The 19,952-nt window shown below is 31.5% G+C and carries 16 protein-coding genes; 5 read left to right on the forward strand and 11 right to left on the reverse strand.

The genetic code is table 4. From position 1 onward, the window contains the following. Positions 1 to 13: 13 nt before the first annotated feature. Positions 14 to 3,115, reverse strand: coding sequence for a hypothetical protein (locus tag T329_RS0100120; protein ID WP_029608423.1), 3,102 nt, complete (start codon positions 3,113 to 3,115; stop codon positions 14 to 16). 266 nt (positions 3,116 to 3,381) lie between these two features. Next, positions 3,382 to 4,932, reverse strand: a complete 1,551-nt coding sequence (locus tag T329_RS0100125) for a phospho-sugar mutase (protein ID WP_029608424.1) — start codon at positions 4,930 to 4,932, stop codon at positions 3,382 to 3,384. Positions 4,933 to 5,042: 110 nt separating this feature from the next. On the opposite strand from T329_RS0100125, the gene T329_RS0100130 reads away from it, so the two are divergent. Together T329_RS0100130 and T329_RS0100135 are read left to right on the forward strand one after the other, a co-directional pair. After that, positions 5,043 to 5,909, forward strand: coding sequence for an ECF transporter S component (locus T329_RS0100130; protein ID WP_029608425.1), 867 nt, complete (start codon positions 5,043 to 5,045; stop codon positions 5,907 to 5,909). A 23-nt stretch (positions 5,910 to 5,932) separates the two neighbouring features. Beyond that, positions 5,933 to 6,349, forward strand: a complete 417-nt coding sequence (locus tag T329_RS0100135) for a transcription antitermination factor NusB (protein ID WP_029608426.1) — start codon at positions 5,933 to 5,935, stop codon at positions 6,347 to 6,349. A gap of 36 nt (positions 6,350 to 6,385) precedes the next feature. Here T329_RS0100135 and T329_RS0100140 read toward each other — a convergent pair whose 3' ends face one another. Next, complete coding sequence (locus tag T329_RS0100140; RefSeq protein WP_029608427.1) at positions 6,386 to 6,994, reverse strand: FMN-dependent NADH-azoreductase; 609 nt, start codon at positions 6,992 to 6,994, stop codon at positions 6,386 to 6,388. A gap of 150 nt (positions 6,995 to 7,144) precedes the next feature. Here T329_RS0100140 and T329_RS0100145 point away from each other — a divergent pair, with 150 nt between their 5' ends. Then, positions 7,145 to 7,780 carry a nuclease-related domain-containing protein gene (locus tag T329_RS0100145; protein WP_029608428.1) on the forward strand — a complete coding sequence of 212 codons (636 nt, stop codon included), beginning with the start codon at positions 7,145 to 7,147 and terminating at the stop codon, positions 7,778 to 7,780. After that, positions 7,770 to 8,522, forward strand: a complete 753-nt coding sequence (locus tag T329_RS0100150; RefSeq protein ID WP_029608429.1) for a M48 family metallopeptidase — start codon at positions 7,770 to 7,772, stop codon at positions 8,520 to 8,522. The genes T329_RS0100145 and T329_RS0100150 overlap by 11 nt, the downstream gene beginning before the upstream one ends. Before the next feature lie 24 nt (positions 8,523 to 8,546). Here T329_RS0100150 and mgtA read toward each other — a convergent pair whose 3' ends face one another. After that, entirely contained in the window at positions 8,547 to 11,252 is a 2,706-nt protein-coding gene (mgtA, locus tag T329_RS0100155; protein WP_029608430.1) for a magnesium-translocating P-type ATPase, read from the reverse strand. Between the two features lie 145 nt (positions 11,253 to 11,397). Here mgtA and T329_RS0100160 point away from each other — a divergent pair, with 145 nt between their 5' ends. Next, positions 11,398 to 12,483 carry a M42 family metallopeptidase gene (locus T329_RS0100160; RefSeq protein ID WP_029608431.1) on the forward strand — a complete coding sequence of 362 codons (1,086 nt, stop codon included), beginning with the start codon at positions 11,398 to 11,400 and terminating at the stop codon, positions 12,481 to 12,483. A 52-nt stretch (positions 12,484 to 12,535) separates the two neighbouring features. On the opposite strand, the gene T329_RS0100165 is transcribed toward T329_RS0100160, so the two are convergent. From T329_RS0100165 to T329_RS03955, 7 genes are all read right to left on the reverse strand, one after another. Continuing rightward, a complete protein-coding gene (locus T329_RS0100165) occupies positions 12,536 to 13,741 on the reverse strand; it encodes an endonuclease (RefSeq protein WP_029608432.1) in 1,206 nt (401 codons plus the stop codon). Next, positions 13,734 to 14,387, reverse strand: coding sequence for a lipoprotein 17-related variable surface protein (locus T329_RS0100170; RefSeq protein WP_029608433.1), 654 nt, complete (start codon positions 14,385 to 14,387; stop codon positions 13,734 to 13,736). Before T329_RS0100170 ends, T329_RS0100165 begins: the two co-directional genes overlap by 8 nt. Before the next feature lie 76 nt (positions 14,388 to 14,463). After that, positions 14,464 to 16,014: a type 2 periplasmic-binding domain-containing protein gene (locus T329_RS0100175; RefSeq protein ID WP_051630095.1), complete on the reverse strand. Its 1,551-nt coding sequence runs from the start codon at positions 16,012 to 16,014 to the stop codon at positions 14,464 to 14,466. Next, positions 16,007 to 16,834, reverse strand: coding sequence for an ABC transporter permease (locus tag T329_RS0100180; protein ID WP_029608435.1), 828 nt, complete (start codon positions 16,832 to 16,834; stop codon positions 16,007 to 16,009). Before T329_RS0100180 ends, T329_RS0100175 begins: the two co-directional genes overlap by 8 nt. After that, positions 16,821 to 17,660, reverse strand: coding sequence for an ABC transporter permease (locus T329_RS0100185; protein WP_029608436.1), 840 nt, complete (start codon positions 17,658 to 17,660; stop codon positions 16,821 to 16,823). Before T329_RS0100185 ends, T329_RS0100180 begins: the two co-directional genes overlap by 14 nt. After that, positions 17,644 to 19,020: an ABC transporter ATP-binding protein gene (locus T329_RS0100190; RefSeq protein ID WP_029608437.1), complete on the reverse strand. Its 1,377-nt coding sequence runs from the start codon at positions 19,018 to 19,020 to the stop codon at positions 17,644 to 17,646. Before T329_RS0100190 ends, T329_RS0100185 begins: the two co-directional genes overlap by 17 nt. 224 nt (positions 19,021 to 19,244) lie before the next feature. Further along, a complete protein-coding gene (locus T329_RS03955; RefSeq protein ID WP_425411722.1) occupies positions 19,245 to 19,490 on the reverse strand; it encodes a DNA cytosine methyltransferase in 246 nt (81 codons plus the stop codon). Positions 19,491 to 19,952 lie beyond the last annotated feature (462 nt).

Genomic DNA, 19,952 nt, shown 5'->3' on the forward strand with positions numbered 1-19,952 from the left:
TGTTTATATTAAATTATCCCTCGATGTAGTTGCCATCTGTAATATTTTTAACAACTTGTGTTAAAGCATAAACAGTAGCATAGTATTTAAGAACGTGTGAACCAACTCATGTATCTGGGCTGTTTGGTTCTTCATCGTTGAATACATATTGATCTGATCCAAATCTAATGTATGTGTTTCCTAAGAAAATTTGTCTTTCACTTAATCCATTTAGAAAATCGTAGTAGGCTTTTCTAGTTTCAACTAGTTTTGCTTTTAAAGCCTCTTTATTTGAATCGGTTCTAGTTGTTATGTATTTGTATAAAGCTTCTCCGTATGCAAGTTCAAATCCAATAAAGTCATTGTATATTGTTTGAGGGTTAACAGGGTCTCCTGATTCAAAAGCCATATCGAAGTTTTCTACATTAGGTTTTACGCCTGTAATTTGTCTAAATCTACTGTCATCTTCAAGATCTTTGTTCAATTTTGAAAGATATTTAGCAAGTTCTTTATTTGGGTGTGTATCTTCGTTTAATAAGCCTTTTACAACTTTATCTTTGTCTTTTGATTGTCAGTAACGTGTTAAAACATAAATCTCTTGTCCAGCAACAAATTTAGCAGTTAATTTAGCTTTTTCTTTACGTCTATTAAATCTAGAAATTTTTGAGTCAACTTCATCTATAGCTTCTTGAGTTTGTAAAATTAATGGGTCAGGAGTGTTGTTATCAGATTTTTTACCAATCTTGGTAACAAATTCAGTAGCCTTGGTTTTTAATGGAGTTAGCTTACTGTTAATATCTTTTCCTTCAGTTTTACTTATTTCTGCAGCTAATTGAGTTAAGTCAGCAACAATAGATTCAGCATCCGCTTTTAAAGTGTCACGAATTGTTTCTGCTTCACTAAAGTATAAATCGCCTCATTTTTTGCCATAATCTTTAATTGTTTCAAGTTCTGTTTTTAGCAACTCAACTAGTGATTTTTTAGCATTAACTTTATTTGCTAAGTCTTGATCATCAGAGGTTAGATCATTTAAACTTGCATAAACCTCCACTAAGTCTAGGAAGATTTTAATTTGATTGTCGTATTCAGATCCTTCTCTTGGATATGATTCAGTTTTTAGTGCTTTGTTGAATTTTCCTAACTCAGAAGTTGATTCTGCAGGTTGCTCACCTACTTTGTATCCAAAAACTAGAAGATATAGATACTTAACCGCATCATTAACTTCTTTTATTTTGTTAGTCAATGCATTGCCTGATAATTCTTCGCCTTCACGTGCATTTGTTGTTAAAGTTCTCAAATCATTTAAGCTTGAGTGTAATTTAGTTTTTTCAGTTTCTTCAAATAGGTTTGATCACGATCCTTGGTGATTTTCTGAACTTGAAATGAATGTTTCAATAGATGAAATTCCTTGCTCAATTTTAGTTAAACCTTCAACAAATTGTTGATGAGTAGTTACGTTCGAAAGAGTGAAAGTATCAAGTAAAGATTTAAAATCATTAATTGATTTTGTTGCGGTCTCTTTGAATCTTTGTTCAACTTGGATTAATCTATCAAATTTAGCTGAATTGTCTCATTTTAAAAGAGCTTTTAACTCCGCATCTTCAATATTTTCACCTAAATTTGTGTATAAATTGATGATTTCTTGAGATATTTCAACTTGTTTTCTAACAACTAAATATTGTGTATAACGATCAAATGATTTAGTGTATGTTGATTTATCTAGATTAAAAATTCTCGTGAATTCTTTTGAATATGTTGAATAAAATCCTTTGTATAAATACTGAGCTTCTTTATCATTTCTTGTTGATTTTGATTTATATGTTGTATCAAAAGTTTTAGCAAAGCTATTGTCTAACGCAACGTTAAATTCACGATCAACAATGCTGTCAATTAATGTTTTTTCTTTTGACGGGTCCACTAATAAAGCTTCAAACAATGTAGCTTGAGCTTGAGTAACGAATTTATCTAGATCTTCTCAAACTTGAAACTCGTTGTAGAAGTTTAGGTTATCACCTGTTAATGCACGTGTAATAGTATTTACTATTTCTCTAGCTTTATTGTAAAGTTTTTCAAAACGAGCTGAATAAATATAGCTAGATCCTTTTGTATCTAATCAGTTTTTATAGTCATTATTTAGTTGAGTTAATTGAGTTCTGGCTTTTGTTTTGAAATCTTCATCCACTATTTGTTTGTACACTGGGAACAATGAAATTCTAAAGTTTGGCAAGTTAAATTTAGGTAGCAATGAACGATAGTGAGTTGAGTTAAAGTTAACTATTTTATTGATTACACCGTGCTCGTTATCTCTTTCTAGTTTAAATCAGCTTGAAATTTGGTGAGCTAACAATGAAGCAGAATCTTTTGCACTTTGGTATTTGGCTTTAGCGCCACTAACTAATTCAGTTAATGAAGCTTTGGTAACTCCATCTCTTAGTTGAGCTTCATTTAAACCAGCGATTTCTGTTTCTAGACGAGTTAAATCACTAATTCTTCAATCAAATAATACATCCATTAATTCGCTCTTAGGAACAGCGATTGTAACTGGGTTATTTGGGTTGTCCACATATTCAGCTACTAATTGAGAACGGTTTAGGTTGTAAAAAATTGCATTTTGTCAAGTAAAGATATTAGCAAAAGTTTCTTCTGTGGTTTCAAAATCTCTTAGGCTATCAACAACGCTATTTTTAATTTGATTGAATAAATCGCGATTAGAATTGAACTCTTCAGGTTTTTGCGATTCCATTGCTTGCGGGAAGTCTTCTGTTAAAAACTTACCGATTTGGAATAATAATTCTTTAGCTGAAAGATTGTTTCTTTTAATTTGAGTACCGTCTAGTTTGTCAACTTGCTCTTTTAGTTTTTCAATTTCACGTTCTAGTTCGCTTTTGTTGTTTGCTGATTCTTCTTTTTCTTGGTTAGCTTGAGCCAATTGAGCTTCAAGTTCTCTAATTTTAGCTTGTAATTCAGCATTAGCTTTAGCAGTAGATTTTTGCAGTTGAGCTAACTTTGCTTTTAGACTCTCTAAGCTATCGCCGTTTTCATCAGTTTTAGCAGAATTTGATCCACATGAAACCGATAAAACTGGTAAAGTCAATGAAGCTAATATTGAGCTAGATAAAATAATTTTCCTTTTCATATGTATTTCTCCATTTTTGATTATTTTTTGTATTAATTTCGGTGTTATGTAAAAAAATAAAATAGATTTTTCAACCTACTTTATCAATAATATATCTCTATCGTAGGCTTATTATTGCCACCTACAAAATAAATAGTGGCCACAAAACTAAGAAATAAACATCATAGCAATAACGATGTTTTTAGCATTCATTAGTTTACGTGGTGAAATTTTTTCAAACATAACGCGTCTATTATAAACAATTAAAATAAATTCAATAACATATTTTATTTTTTCAACAAATTATTGATTATTTGTTCATAAAAAGCTAATTTTTCTCTTGATTCTTGCTGGTTTTTACCATAAGCAAAAATATAAAACTTAATTTTGGGCTCAGTTCCAGAAGGCCTTAAGGCGATTCAGTCCGAATTTGATTCAAAAGTTATTTTTATCATATTGGATTTCAAAAAGTTAGTGTAGTTATTGAAATCTTCAATCTTTTTACCAATAATTTCAATATTTTTAAACTTATTTTGCAAGTTTGCTAAATCAAAATCAGCATCAATATTAATATCGATTGTTTTGCTAGTTACGTAGCCAAATTGAGCATAAATATTGTTCAGCACGTCTATTAGTGTGAGACCTTGATCTTTATAATATTGAGCCATTTTGGCTATAATCACGGTTGCTTGAATTGCATCTTTATCACGAGCAATATTAGGGTCAATCAGTGAGCCATAACTTTCTTCAAAACCATAGTAAAAATTATTTGGATTTAAAACAATGCTTTGGCCAATTCATTTAAAACCTGTTGGCACAACTTTAACGCTTAAATTATTTTTTTGTGCGATTAAACTAGGCAAATTTGACGAAACAAAAGAATGAATTAAATATTGATTTTGTTTTGGCGGATTGGTTTTTATCAAATAATCTAATATTAAAGTTGCTGTTTCATTGCCATTTAGTGCAATGAATTCGCCTTTATGTTTTACTTTAACACCTACCCTATCAGCATCTGGATCAGTTACTATAGCCAATTCACACTGATTTTTGTTAGCTAAATCTATCACTAAATTGTAAACTTCATCTCTTTCTGGGTTGGGATAATTACAGGTTGAAAAAAAGCGATCTTGAATCATTTGTCTTGGTTCAAAGAAAACATCTTCGTTTTTTATCCAGCCTATTTTATTGAAAACTTGCTCAATAAGAGAAATTCCAGTTCCATGTAATGGGGAATAAGCAATTTTGATTTTTTGAGTATTTTTGTCAGTATTTTGACCTACTTTTACAACATTTTCAATATAAGCATCCCATTCAAGTTTTGTAGCATTTCTAATATTATCGGCTTTAGGTCAAGGATCCATAGTTGCATAATTTTCGCTAAATGAATCATAAGGTTCAAAATACGTTTTTATGGTTTTTATTTCTTCACTTAAGCATTGCGAGCCGTGTTCATTATATAGCTTAATTCCATTATATTCTTTTGGATTATGGCTAGCAGTTACATTCAAAGCAGCTTGAGCATTGTTGCGCAATACTAAAAATGAAACAAAAGGGGTAGGAGTTATTTTTTTAGGCAAAATAATCTCAAAATTTGGGTATTTTGACATTATTTCAGCAATTACACGAGCATATTTGCAAGAGTAATTGCGGTTATCACGACCAACTACTACCTTTATTTTTTTATTAGTTTTAAACTTATTAGCTAAATATTGTGCATATCCATGAGCTACACGTTGCACATGCGCTAAACTCAAATGATCAATGCCTTTACCTACCTTGCCCCTGATTCCGGCAGTACCAAAGTCAATTGGCTTTAAATTTTTCGAATTATTCATGCCAAAATTATAAATTAATATTAGTTTAATTAATTGGTGCTATTTTATTTTTAAATTTGATATTCATATTAGTGTTTGCCCTTATAATTATCTACTGTTAAGGAGGTAATTTGTCACATACAGAATTAAAAAAACAAAAATCAGTGTGAAAACCTAGCTTAAAAAGCATTTTTTACTTTAGTGTTTATGATATAGTTTTATCTGCTATCTTATTGAGTTTACATATAGTTGTTATGATGTTTGCTAAATTCACAATCTTAGCTGTAATTCCATTGCAACTTGAATTTATTTTATATATATTTTATGGCTTGATTTTAGGGCCTTTTAAAGGTTCATTGCTTTCAATTGTGGGCGATACAGTTGTATTATTAATCACTGGAACAATTGGAACATGATTTTACATTTATGCATTAATTCCGCCAGCTATCGCAATTGTTTCATGGCTATATTATTGAATGTTTAAATCAACCAAATATACACGTTTTATAGTCTCATACATCTTAATGCTTATTAGTTTTATTTTGGTAATTTGAGTATATGCTAAACACTCTGAAAACGATGGAACATTTAAACTGACCAAAAAAGTTTTTGCGCCTAAGGACATTATGATTGTGTTAATGTTTGTGTATGCGTTCTTAGCTTTTGCACTTTCAACCACATTTTTAGGCTTATATATCAAGTTTAAAAATGAAAAATGAAATGACTACATGATGGTTACTTCATTAATTCTTTTTGTTTCTGTTGTTTTTAGATGAGTAATAGGTCCAGTAGCTTTCATTGAATACTACAACTATTTTACAGCCCCAAAAAGTGGAAAATTAAAACATTATTCAATTGACTACATTGTTTTATTTGTCAAAATTGTAGTTAAAGATTTATTTGCTATCCCTATTTACATTGCGGTATTAGCACCAGTTTATAGTGCTGTTAAAATTATGGAATCACATTTTTCACTGAACAAAAATGTGCGTTATTAGTCAATATAGTATAAAATTAAAACATGAAATCGCGCAGAGATAACCGTATTGAAATAGTGAATGTGATTTATTCATGTGAATTGCTTGATTCATATGATTTAAAAAGTATTTTCCAAAATAATGAACATTTAAGTGTTGAGCAATTTAAACAAATAGAAAAAATAGCATTGAATTCAAAAATATTAACCAAAATTATTTCTAAATTCTTGGTTGATAAAACATGAGAACAAGAAAGTCCACTAGTTAGAGCTATCTTGTTGAATGCAACTTTTGAATTCTTTATTCTGGATCCAAAAATTGTAATTAATGAAGCTGTTGAAGTAACTAAAGATTTCTTTGGCGAAGAGTTAAAACTTTACAAACACGTTAACAAAGTGCTTGATTCAATCTATAAATTCTTCGTGGCCAATGAAGCCTTAGTTCGTAAATACATGCAATAATATAAAAAAAGCGAAGTTGTTAAATTCGCTTTTTTGTTATTTTTTCAATATTTTAGCAACAATTTTGTCTAATTGTGGATCAATTTCTTCCAAAATTTCTTCATGCGTTTGTTCACTTCTTGGGGCCACTTTAGTTCCAGCAACCAAAATTGTTTCAATTTTTTTAGCTCCTAAGAATTTAAAAGTACCTTTAAGGTTTTTAATAAAGTTACCAAATGGATATCAACCTTCTGGCGCTCCTTGAGTCCCAACGATAATAACTTTTAATTTGTCTAAAAGTCCAATTGAGCCACCTTTTTCAGAATATTTATAGCTAAATGTTTTGTTTGCTACAGCAATTGCGTCAATAAAGTTTTTAATGCCTGCTGTATAGTTGAAGTTGGTCATTGGTGTTGACAAAATTAAGATGTCAGTATCATGTAATTTTTCAATTCACTCGTCTGAATTGGTTTTATCAAAAAATTCTGCAAAATTATTGGCCCCAAGCACATTTTTATTAAATTCTGAATTCGCTGTATTTAGCACAGTTGCCATGGCCATTGGGTCCAATTTAATAATTTTTTTCATAATTTCAACATTGATTTTTTCAGAAAGTGAATTTTTATTCACTGTTCCTGCTACAGATAAAATTTTAACCGGTTTCATTCTTCCTCTTTTCATTATTATTATATAGCATATCAATTTAGCTTAAATAATTTAAAGTTAATCTAAATTAATTATAATTAAGAAATGAATTGAAATCTTGCACCAATCTCTAACCAAATGTTAATAGGAATTATAATCGGAGCCAGCTTAATGGGTTTGTTTTTTGTACTAACAATTAGCTTATTAATTTATTATTCACAACGTAAAAATCGCAAAAATACACAAGGTTTTGTGTTTGAAGAGCAAATTTCACGCAGATTAGAGCATTTTGCTAAAAATAGCGAGTACAAATTTATTAAAGGGCAAAAATTTATCTATGCAGGTGAACAGCACTTTGAAATTGATGGTTTCTTGTACACAGACAAGTTCGCAATAATAGTTGAGGTCAAATATTTAAAAGGTACAATTTCGGGCCGTGTAGATGAAAAACAAATTAAATTGAGCAATGGCAAAAAATCAAAAATGTTCCCTAACCCATTAATCCAAAATTTAAAACATATTGAACATTTCTACAAAATGTGTCAATTTAAATTGCCTATGTTTTCAATGCTTGTTTTGCCTGCTAATACACAAGCAAATTTTGAAGGTCAAGCCAGCTGATCAATTGTTGTTAACGAAGATAAAATTGATGATGTATTAAAACAGCTCCCATTGGATTGTTCAGATCTAGAACCTATTGATCCAATAAAAATTAAAGCTATCAATGATATTGTTAAAGCACACAAGGTGGTAAGCTTAAAAGATTTAAGAAAATGGGAAAAAGGTATTAAAAATAATGCAAAATAAGATAGTAGAAACTATTGAAGTAAACGGTGAAAAATTTAGTGTTTTTTATACAAATTTGCATGGATTATCAGTCAATGTCATTCCTGAGCAAAAAGCTATTGTTGTGACAGGGAGTGATATTTATAAAGCTTGCTACAACTTAGATTTTATAACTAACAAGATCATGAACAATTTAGCTAATTCTCAATACAATAAATTTGCCTACATATGTGCAGACGAAAATGCTAATATCCATCTTTACGGCAAGGTTTACAAGCAAAAATTCATCTATTCTAGAAATGTTAAAACTTCTTACAGTATTGACACCAAAAATATGGTTGTTACCTTTAATATGGATAACAGATATCAAAACGAAATTAATAAACGTTTTAAAGAAATGATTCGTGTTTTAAGTGAAGGATTAGAGCTAGTTATTAGAAATATTCAAACCAGAATACAAAAAGATTTGCAAACGCCTTCATTCGATATTAAATTAGGTAACTGGATTGGATTTTGAGGTAAATTTACACATGCTGTCAAAGCTAAAGACGTTAATTATCCTATTAAATACTCGACTTTATTGCTAACTTTAAATAAAAAGCAAATCGAGTCGGTTGTTGCACATGAATTAACACACTATTTCTATCACAACCATAGCAAAGACTTCTATGCGAAGCTAACTGCTTATATGCCTGAATACGAATCCTTACATGAACAACTTAAAAAAACATTGAGCTTAGTTGTACCTTCATTAAAGCAATAAAAAATTCGCTTCTGGCGAATTTTCTTATAGCAATTCTTTATATTTTTTAATATAAATTCGTTTGACAATTAGTGTTAAGACAATGTAGAGAGCAATTAAACCAACTAACATTAAGAAGTATCATGGGTTTAGCGACGCTACTTTTAAAGCCCCATTTAATCAAGGAATGTATGGGCTAATTGTAATCACGATTGAACCTAAAATTGAAAATAGCAATAAAGGTGTAGCGGGACGAGATTGAATAAATGCTCGTTTTTCAGTACGAATAAAGTGAATAATTAAACTTTGAGTTCACATCGAGATAATGAATCAACCTGTTTGGAACAAGCCAATAAATTGAGGGTCATTAATTTGCAGATTTGGATAAAGTTGAGGAATGAACACAAAGCGTAATAGAATAAAGCCTAACACGTCCACAATAGATGAAACCGGGCCAAATCAAAGCATGAAGCGTGAAATTGATTTAGGATTTCATTTACGCGGTTTGTGTAACAGTTCGGGATCAACATTGTCCCAAGGAATTGAACCACAAGCAATATCATAAACTAGGTTTAAAAATAGAATTTGTACAGCCATCATTGGCACAAAAGGAAGAATTAAAGCAGCACATAGAATACTGATTATGTTTCCAAAGTTACTTGCCACAGTCATTTTGATGTATTTATTCATGTTGGCGTAAGTTTTACGACCTTCAACTATTCCAGTTGCAAGCACGTTTAAGTCTTTTTCAAGCAAAATAATGTTTGCGCTTTCTTTAGCAATATCTACTGCTGTATCGACTGAAATAGACACATCAGCTACTTTCATTGCGGGAGCATCATTGATACCATCACCCATGTAACCAACAACGTGACCCTTGTTTCTTAAAGCAATAATAATTTGGGCTTTTTGATCTGGCGATAATTTAGCAAAAATATTGTAGTGTTGCACTAAATCTTCAAGTTCAGTTGGGCTTAATCCTTCAAGATCTTTACCCAAAATAACTTTATCAGCAGGTAAACCTACCTGAGCGCAAATGGCTTTAGTAACTCTGGCATTGTCACCAGTTAGGATTTTAACTTCAACACCATGATCATGCAAGTTCTTGATTGCGCTAGCTGTAGATTCTTTTGGTGGGTCTAGAAAGGCTAAATAACCAATTAAAATCAAGTCCATTTCATCTTTAACACCAAATTTACCAACGTATGAAGCATCAACATCCTTACGAGCAACTGCGATTACACGCATGCCAGCATCATTTAAAGAGTCAACATTTTGCAACACTTTATTAGCTAAAGTTTTGTCTAAAGGCTTAATTTCACCTTCAATTTCAATATGCGAACAAATTGAAATCATCTCTTCAACAGCACCTTTAGTAATTACTTGCACGTGCTGATTTTTATCCGCAACAATAACGCTCATACGTTTGCGTTCAAAGTCGAAAGGAATTTCATCAACTTTACGGTAGTGTGAATCAAGTAGACGCAATTGTTCATCGACTACACTTAATTCTTCAGTTTTTTCAATAATTGATAAGTCAAGCAGGTTTTTTAATCCAGTTTGGAAATAAGAGTTTAAAAAACCATAGCGAAGTACACGGTTGTTATCGTTACCTAACACATCTAAGTGACGTTCAAGCACGATTTGGTCTAGAGTTAAAGTACCTGTTTTGTCAGTGCAAAACACATCCATTGCACCGAAGTTTTGAATAGAGTTTAAGCTTTTAATAATTGTTTTCTTTTTAGACATTGTAACAGCACCTTTTGCTAGAGTTGACGTTACAATCATTGGAAGCATTTCTGGCGTTAAACCAACAACAACAGAAATTGAGAATAACAATGCGTCCAATCATTTTGAAGAATCACCAGCCACTTGGCCTTTGATACCGATAATAAAGAACACAATCGGCACTATCACAAACATAATTCTAATTAGCAGTTTTGAAATAGCAGAAATACCTTTTTCAAAATCTGTTTTAATAGGTTTTGCATTGATTTTTTGTACAACTTGGCCAATATAAGTTTGGTTTCCAGTTGCTACAACTATAGCTTTAGCCGAGCCTGAAATAACGTTTGAACCCATGAAGGCTAAATTGTGGTAGTCAACAAGGTTATCATATTCATAATTGTTGACTAAATTCGCAAATTTTTCAATTGAATGGCTTTCACCAGTCAGCGAAGATTGAGATACGAATAAGTCTTTAGCGCTTAAAATTCTAACATCTGCTGGGATAATGTCACCGGCTGCTAAGGATACAATATCGCCAACCACTACTTTTTCAAGCGGAATTTCATAAAACACGCCATTACGCTGGACTCTGGCAGTTGTGGAAATCATATTGATTAATTTTTCCGAAGAAGCAGAAGAACGAATTTCTTCAACAAGGTGCAATACTCCACTTAGCACAACCATTGTTAAGATTATAATCATGGTGGCAGGTTCAGCACTTTCACCTTTAGTTAAAGGCAAAATTACGTCCGTAACCATTGAAACAAGGCTTAATACAATTAAAATGATTGAAAAAGGATTGAAAAATGAAGAAACAATCTTATTTCACAGTGTGTTGCTTGATTTTTTGTCAAGTTTGTTGGTTCCATATTGTTCTTGATTTTGCTCAAGGATTTCATCTGTTTCAATTCCTTTAGCAGATGAGTGAAATTGATCATAAAGCTCACTGGCACTCGAATACGCTGCTAAACGCATACGTTGTTTAATTTCGTCGCTTGAAAATGTTTGTTTTTTCTTTGCCATAGTGACCTCCAAATAATATTTAATATTATATTGAATTTAATAATTATTTGAAACATTGAAACAATAAAGCAATGTGCAAAATAGTACTTATTTAATTATTATCGAAGCTAAAAAATAATAAAATTTATAGCATTAAGGAGATATTATGAGCAAATTTGAAAAAGTAGCAAAACGTTTAAAAGAATATATGGCTATTGAAGCTATGAGTAGATATGAAGAACCTGTTGCACAAGCATTGAAAAAAAACATTCAATCAGATAGACTTGAATTTAGTAGAGATGGCTTTGGTTCATTGATCATTACAAATAAAAACACAGATCCTAAAGCACCAGTTATTATGATTGCTGCACACATGGATGAAGTGGGTTATTTTGTAAGAAACATTGAAGATAACGGTAATTTATTGGTGGCGCCAGTAGGTGGCATTTGACCTGTTACAGTTATTGGAACTAAATGTAAAGTTGTTACAAACCGTGACAATAAAGAAATTTTTGGTATTTTTGGCCACACATCAATTCACATTTTAGAAAGTGAAAAAGTTTCAAAAGCACCAACAAATAAGGAACTTTATGTTGACTGTGGTTTCAAATCAAAACAAGAAGCAATTGATTTTGGAATTGAAGCAGGGGATAGAGTTTACATGTCGGGTGAAGCTATTGACATGCCAAACGATTTAATCGCAGGTAAATCAATGGATAATAGAGCTGGAGTTACTGTAATTGACTTTTTAGCTAACAACATTAAAGATTTGGACTTGCCAAATAAAACATATATTGTTGGTACAGTTCAAGAAGAAGTTGGTTTAAGAGGAGCTCAAACCTCAACATCATTGATCAATGCAGACGTTGCCATTGCTATTGATACATGTGCAAGCCACGACACAACAGGTGTTATTAAAGGCGGTACAAAATTAGGTGATGGTGTTGCTTTACTAGTTAAAGATGGTGGTTTATTGACCAATCCTAAATTTAGTGAAATGTTGATGTCACTAGCACGTAAACACAACATCCCAGCATATAAATACATTTCAGAAGGTGGTGGTAACGATGCGACTGCTCTTCAATATGGTAAAGGTGGTGTGCCAGCAATTACATTCTCATTACCACAACGTTACTTGCACTCTCCAATTGGGGTTTGTTCACTAGTTGACATTCAAGCTGCTATTGACTTAGCAACAGAATTTGTTAAATTCTTCAACGCTGAAAAAGCAGCTGAACTTAAACATAAATAAAAACGAAAATAACACGCCGCAACGTGTTATTTTTTTGTATTTTTATTGATTTTTACTCAATTTTTTGCAAAATTCCCTTATTTTCAAACTTTGCAGTTCCGGGTTTAAATATTAATTGTGCTAGTTCAGGATAATCACTAAACGGGTTTCTTAAGCCAGAATAAAATTTTGCTATTTGATTGTTTCGATCAATATCAAAGCTATCTATATTATCACTTTCATTTCAACTTAAATATCAATTTAAGTATTGATTGTCAAAGTAAGGAAACATATCGCTGTATACATTTTGTGATGCTATAGCTTTATCAAAATGCGTGATTAGAAAATAAAAGTAAGCTCGTGCAATATCGCCTTTAAATAAGTTAGTGGGTTCAACATATTCATCACCTATTTTTGTTCCATTTTGTGTTATTTTGGTTGGGTTTTCAACTGAACCAAACGGTGTATTGCCTCTTAAATTATTAATAAATTTATCGCTTGGCCAAACAAAGTGTGCATCAGTGCCGATCACTGGATCTTTATCAAATCAAGATTGGGGGATAAGGTGCTCACGATTATAGATATAACCTTCTTTATTTGGAGTATTTCCTAACGGCTCACCGTTTTGCTCGAATATATCTTTGCCCTCATGATTGTTGAAATTGAAATTATATAAATCAGTTTTTTGGTCTATTTCTGAGTAAATATCAATAATTTTTTGGTCATTATCAAAATATTTGTCAACAAAAGCGTGTTTATATATTGTATATAATTCACCATAACGATTTTCTTTAGGTTGCGAGATATTAAGTTGTCAGTATTGTTGTTGTTTTTGTTTTAGAGCATTAAACAAATCAAGTCCGCTTAAACCCTCCAAGCCGTCATAATAATTACTGTTAACGTAAAATAATTTTTTACCTTTTCAACTATAAAATGAGTCTTTTGGAATATATTTGATATCTAAAACTTGTTTAAATTCATCACTTACATAATTAGTGATTGTGTCCCTTAGAATATAGGTTAACTCAATTTTGTTCCCTATTGGTTTAATGGATTTAGCTTTAATCTGGGTATATAAGTCTGAACCATCTATTTTAATATATTTTTCACTCATAAACTGAGCAAGGGTAGTCTCTTCAGAAACAGAGCTAGCAATTGGGCTAATTTTAATATTTTTTGCCCTTTGATTCATTTTTTCATTATTTGCATTATAACCACACGACACAGTAGTCAAAACACTTAAAGGAAGCAATGGCAACATTCAAATTTTTTTATTCATTTTCGCCTCCAGAATAACTTGGAAATAATATTTTATAAACAAAATTGCTATATTTAAAACCAGTTTTATTGTCTTTTACATCAAAAAACACAGATGCTTGGCGAGTAGAATCATCAGCTTTGTAAGATTGAACTTCAAGATTGAATCGTATATACTCATCTTCACTAAATTTTGATTGATTGTAATCTACTATCACGTCTGTAAGTTGAAAATCAGAAGGATTAGTGTATTTTAAATATTGATTGTCTTCACCTGTATATCCTTTTAGACCAAATGTCAATTTATCAAGAATGGTATCTACATCAAAATCGCTTTTTGCAAAACCGCTAAATTCAATAATTGCAGTGTCTGTTTGACTATTTTTATTTGTGGCACTAACATAAACGCGAACAACGCCCTTGATATCATTTAGCTCAACTTGATCAATCACTAGATTAGTAAAATAATCAGAAATTGATTTTACCTTTATGTCTGTAATACCAATTGAAGAAGGCAAAATATTGACTTTGTTATTGGCGTTTATATTCGCGATGTCTACACGCACATTTTCTGATAGTTTAGACTCAGTTTTAGCGCAACTAATTACACTAAAAGGAAGCATTAAACTCGTTAATGTTAAAGTCTTGAAAAACATTTTTTTATTCATATATTCTCCGTAAGTTTTATTTTACACGATTGAGTAAAAGTGTATAAAAATAGTTCGCATTTGCGAACTATAAAGATTATTTTTTGGTTTTTTGGTTTCAATATGTTGTCAAGTTAGTTTGTGTTTTTTGGTCAGTAGGTACAATTCCAACGTGTTTTACATTGTAGCTAAATAGAACCTGGTTTGTAACTGGGTCAACAATATTGTAGGTTGGTTGGATTTCATATAGCTGTTTAGCGTATTCTGCTTCATAAGGAGTTAAATCATTAAAAATGTTGTTCAATGCGTACTCGTAAAGCACTTTGAATGCAGGTGTATATGAAACATAGTTAAAGTTTTCAAACGCTGGTAAAGCTTCCACTTGTTCAGATGATAAATGTGCTCAAGAATTTTGTTGTAAACCGTCTAGAAAGGCAGCTTTAGCTGTTTCAAGAACACGGTCATATTCAGATTCTTTAACGTTATCACTGTGGGCGATAACTAAACCATCAATCAATAGTAGGTTTGATTTTGGACGCAAGAATCTAATTGTTCCATCAATTACACTTTCAATGTTATCTGATGAAAAGTATGCGTCAGTTGCGTCACCATTATAAAGAATACCAGCTTGAACGTTTGATTGATCACTAATTAAGTTGGTTAATAATAATTGCCCATCACCTAGCAGTTGCACTGAAGGATCGGTTAAACCTGCTCCGATACCGTCTTCAATTAGTTTAGAGAAGTTGTCAATTAAACGTTTGTATAAATCTGGTTCTTCAGCTGTATTTGCATTACCGGTAATAAAGCTATCATCGTATGTGCTTTCATTGTCATATTCATATGCGGAACCATAAATCATGTTATCACGAACAGCATCAGTCATTTCTCAACGTGTATAACCTGAGTTTTTTAATGCTCTTAAAATGTCCACTAATCTAGCTTCTTTTTCAGTAGCAATTTTGTCTTTGTTGAAGCCATCGTTAAATAATCTATTTAATACTTTTTGATCAGCTTGGTAAAGTTTTGCACGGCCTTCTTCAGTTGAAAAGTCAACACCTTCAAGGCTTTTTTCAACTTTAACTGGGTTGTAAGCTACAACCATGTCTTGAGTAAAGTAAGGAATAAAATAATCGTATAAGTGTCTTGCTTGACCATCTTCTCAAGGCTTGTTGTTGTAGTCAGTTTGAAGCACTTTATCGTATGAGGTTAAGTGATTTCACACTAAATCTGTGTAAAGATTTTTTTGTAGCTCACGGTATTGAGGTAAATTACGATATTCTTCGTATTTTTTACCTTGGGCTCATTCAGGTGTTTGTTCTACAAATAATTTTAAGTAGTCAATTTCTTTTAATTGTCCACGTCTAATTAATTGTACAGCTTGAGCGTCTGAACCAATACCTGCCAATGCTTTTCTAGTAAGAATAGCTTTAGTGAATTCGTTGATTGTTTCGAATTCTTTGTAGTCATAATTTTGGCTAACTGTATCAATAGCTAATTCTGACATGTATGATTTATAGTTATAAAAAGTTGGTTTGAAAGGTTTATTGAATTTGTATGTTAGTGCAGCAGCTGCTGCTCCAGCAACACCAATCACACCAGCAGCTAAAGCAACTTTTTTGACGATTAATTTGGTTTTATTATTCATCTTTTCCTTTCGCTAAAGCTACTTTTTTAGCTTTATTTTTTCTAACTTTGTAAGCAATGTACACGCTGTTTCCAATTAAGGTTAATAATAAAACAGCTGCTCCTACAACTAGTCCTCAACCTCTAAAGTTACCTTCGTAAAGTTTTGTACCTAGTGTTGAAGTGTTAGTTGTAGTTTTTAAAATGATGAAATCGTCAAAAGAAAGGAATGTTGCAACTAAAGCAACGAAAATAATTGAAGGAATCATGTATACAAGGTAGGTTTTAAATCAACTTTTCACTTTTGAATAGCCTAAATCTTGGCTGGCTTCAAACAATGAACGTTCAAATTTTTCGCTACGTGGATACATTAATGAAATTCCATATGGCAATGCCATAACGGTGTGACCTACAATTCCACGTAATAAACCTTCACGAGCAACTGAAAGTGTACCGAAAAAGAATGTGAACACCAATACTAAACCAATAGCAGTAATGTTGTCTGGGTTGATGATTGGAATATTGTTAACTGATTTAATTGCTCTTTCGTAATTTTTGTTTTTTTGTCTTCATAAAGCAAAAACTGTAACTAGAGAAATTGATACAACTAAAACAGAGGTGAAAATCGCAATAATAATTGAGTTAATTAGAGCAATATCTCTACCTTCCTCAAAAAATCCGCTTCAAGATTCTAAAGTAAAAGTGTTTCAGGTTTGTGATAAATAACCTTTATCACTTGGTTTGTTAAAACTAAAGATTGCAGCAAAAACTAAAGGAATATAGGTGATTGCTAAGATAAAGTAAATGTATGTACGTTTAAAAAATTCACTAATCTTCGACATTTCTAGCTCTCCTTGCCACTAGTTTAAGCACTAGTTTTGGTAAAAAGTTAATTACTGCATAGCAACCAATAAAGATAGCACTTACAACGATAACTAATACTGAACCTGCTGAAAGTTCAAATACGTTTGAAGCGTCTGAATATTGGTTAATTACCGAACCAACCGTTTGGAGCTGGGCGGGGTTAGAAAGTAGTTTGTCACTAATAACAAATGTTGTAGCTGAGGCTAAAAAGATCAAGCTTAGCCCTGATAAAATAGCTTTGAAACTGTATGGAATTACAACTTTGAATAATGTTTGTAAACGGTTGTATCCTAAGTCTGAACTTGCTTCAATGATGTTTTTAGGCATGTCTTTAAACACTGAGTATAAAGGCATAATCATGTATGGAAGGTTTAGGTATGTCAAGGCTAAAATCATGAATCATTCAGCATTTAACACATCTTCGTCAAACATGCTTAGGAAAAATCCTCTAATTGCGTAAATTTTGGCAATTGTGAAAATAATCATTGGTGAAAGAATTAAACTCATTGCATAAATTGGCAAGATCTTGCTTTTTGATGTAGCAGTAAAGTATGCGTATGGAAAACCAATTAATAAGCATAAAATTGCTGAAATTACACCAATTTTTAAGCTCCGACCAATAATAACTCAGGTGTTAAATTCTTTAATAATTTGTGAAGAATCGAATCCTTCACGCGGGGTAAAGGCTTGAATAACGATTAAAATCATTGGTAAAACAATTAATAAAATCGCTATGGCAATATATGGTAAAAGAAGTAATAAACGTTTATTTAAAGATAATTTTTGACTAATTTTTGAATTCATCAGTTGAATAATCTCATTTTGAGTCTTTTGCCATAATGTGAACTGAGTCAATTGTTCATGAAATTGACACTTCATCGCCTTCTTCGAATTTTTTAGCAGTTTCAACAAAAATACTTTGTCCGTTTGCAAATTCAACTTTTAAGTAGTAGTAGCTTCCACGGTAGCTCATGTCAATAATTTGACCAATTAAGCCAGTTTTTTTCTTGGTTTCGTCAGCTAACATAATGTCAACGTCTTCAGGACGAATCAATACGTCAACTTCTTCGCCTGCTTTAAATTCATCTTCTTCGTGAATAGTTTTGAAGGTTCTACCTAGAAAGTTTACAGTAGCATCTTCGTTAAATGTAGCGTTGTAGATGTTTGAACTACCAACAAATGAAGCAACTCACTTGTTAACTGGGTAGTCGTAAATTTGCTTAGGAGTGTCGTATTGCTCAATCACTCCATCACGCATGATTGCAATTCTGTCTGAAAGCTCAAGTGCTTCGTTTTGATCGTGAGTAACAAAGATGAAGGTAATTCCTAGTCTTTGTTGCAAACTTCTCAATAATTTTTGCATTTTTTCTCTAATTTTAGCGTCCAATGCACTCAATGGTTCGTCTAATAAAAGAATTGTAGGTTCAATAACTAGTGAACGTGCTAAAGCAACACGTTGTTTCATACCACCTGAAAGTTCGCTAATGGCTTTGTGTTCTGAGCCTTTTAGACCAACTAGCTCAACAATTTTAGCTACTTCTTCATTCATTTCTTCTTTTGAAATTTTTCTAGTTAAATATTTTTTCTCAAATTTTTCAACTTGCATTTCAACATAGTTTTCTCATCATGAGTAGTTAAAGTCAGAAGCATCTAATCATTTTTGTCTTCTTTTGAACGGTAATGAGTTAGGTTTTAGTTTTTCCATTTCTGACTCATATTGAGTTTGTAATTTGTCTAACTTAGCCATTTCACTTTTGGCTTTTTGCTCTCAAATTTTCTTTTTTTGCTCCAATAAAACTTCGTGTTTAGGATTAATTGTTTCTTTAGGAATTCTTTTTAGAGCAAGACCATATTTAATGTTCCCTGATACATCTAAGTGTGGGAAAAGTGCATAGTCTTGGAAAATTGTAGATAAATCACGTTGGTGAGGTGCTAGATCTTTAATGTCACGCCCGTTAAATTTAATTTCACCACGTGTTGCTCTTTCAAAACCAGCAATCAGTCTTAAAATTGTAGTTTTACCTGAACCTGAAGGTCCTAGCAAGGTAACAAATTCACCTTTTTTAATTTCCAAATTAATATTTTCAAGCACTACTTTGTCGCCGAATTGCTTAACAACTTCTTTTAATTCAACAACATTTCGAGTATTTTGATTTTTGTCCATAAATTCTCCTTATAAAAATTGTTGCCAAAATACTAGTTGGAACTAAACAGCTACAACTAATAATTGATGGAAGCCAAATCAAAAATATCTTCAAAATATTCTGCGTACGAAAACTTAGTGAACAGCAATGTTCACTTGAAAAACTAGCTAAAATTTTCTTTGCTCTAGTTGTTCTAATGTCTTTCATGATGAAGCAATTATAAATTAATAATTTATATACGTAATTAATTATTTTTTAATTTTAAAGCCTCAATAATTTGCTCAACAATACGCTCAATAACACTAACACAAACTGAATTTCCGGCTTGCTTATATAGGTGTGAATTGGCCAAATTTGGCAATTTAAATTCACTTGGGAATCCTTGCAATAAAAAGCACTCTTTTGGTGTTAATTTTCTAATTTCATTTGTGTATAAAGAATAGGAACGTTGTGTCCTTTTGTACCTATATTCGCAGTCAAAGTTGGACAAACATTAGACTTATTCTTTCGTACATATTGACGTCTTCATTGATATAGAGTTTTATTGGAAGTTACACTTTCTTTTAATTGCTCAAAATGTTTGAAATTTGATTCATTATAATAGAATTTTGAATCAATTTTTGAATCAAAATTGTTTCAAAAGTTTTAACAGCGTTTGGATTGTATTCATTGGCATAAACTAAGTATCCAAGTTTTTTAAATCATAAATGTTTAATAATAGCCCATAAATATTTACACCTCTTGAATAGTGTTTGCGTACTAAAGCGTTAAGTTTTTTTGATTTTTCATACATTTCAAACACAAATTTTGTGTCTTTATTTTTGATATTGGGATTGTAGCAAATCAAGGAATAATTTTGCAATACATGACCGGATTATATGAAGCAAAATGCAACGTCAACATATTAGTTGACTTAATAACAAAGTTATTAACATGTTGTATAATATAAAAT

The organism is Mycoplasma simbae ATCC 49888, assembly GCF_000702705.1.
Taxonomy (GTDB): domain Bacteria; phylum Bacillota_I; class Bacilli_A; order Mycoplasmatales; family Metamycoplasmataceae; genus Mycoplasmopsis; species Mycoplasmopsis simbae.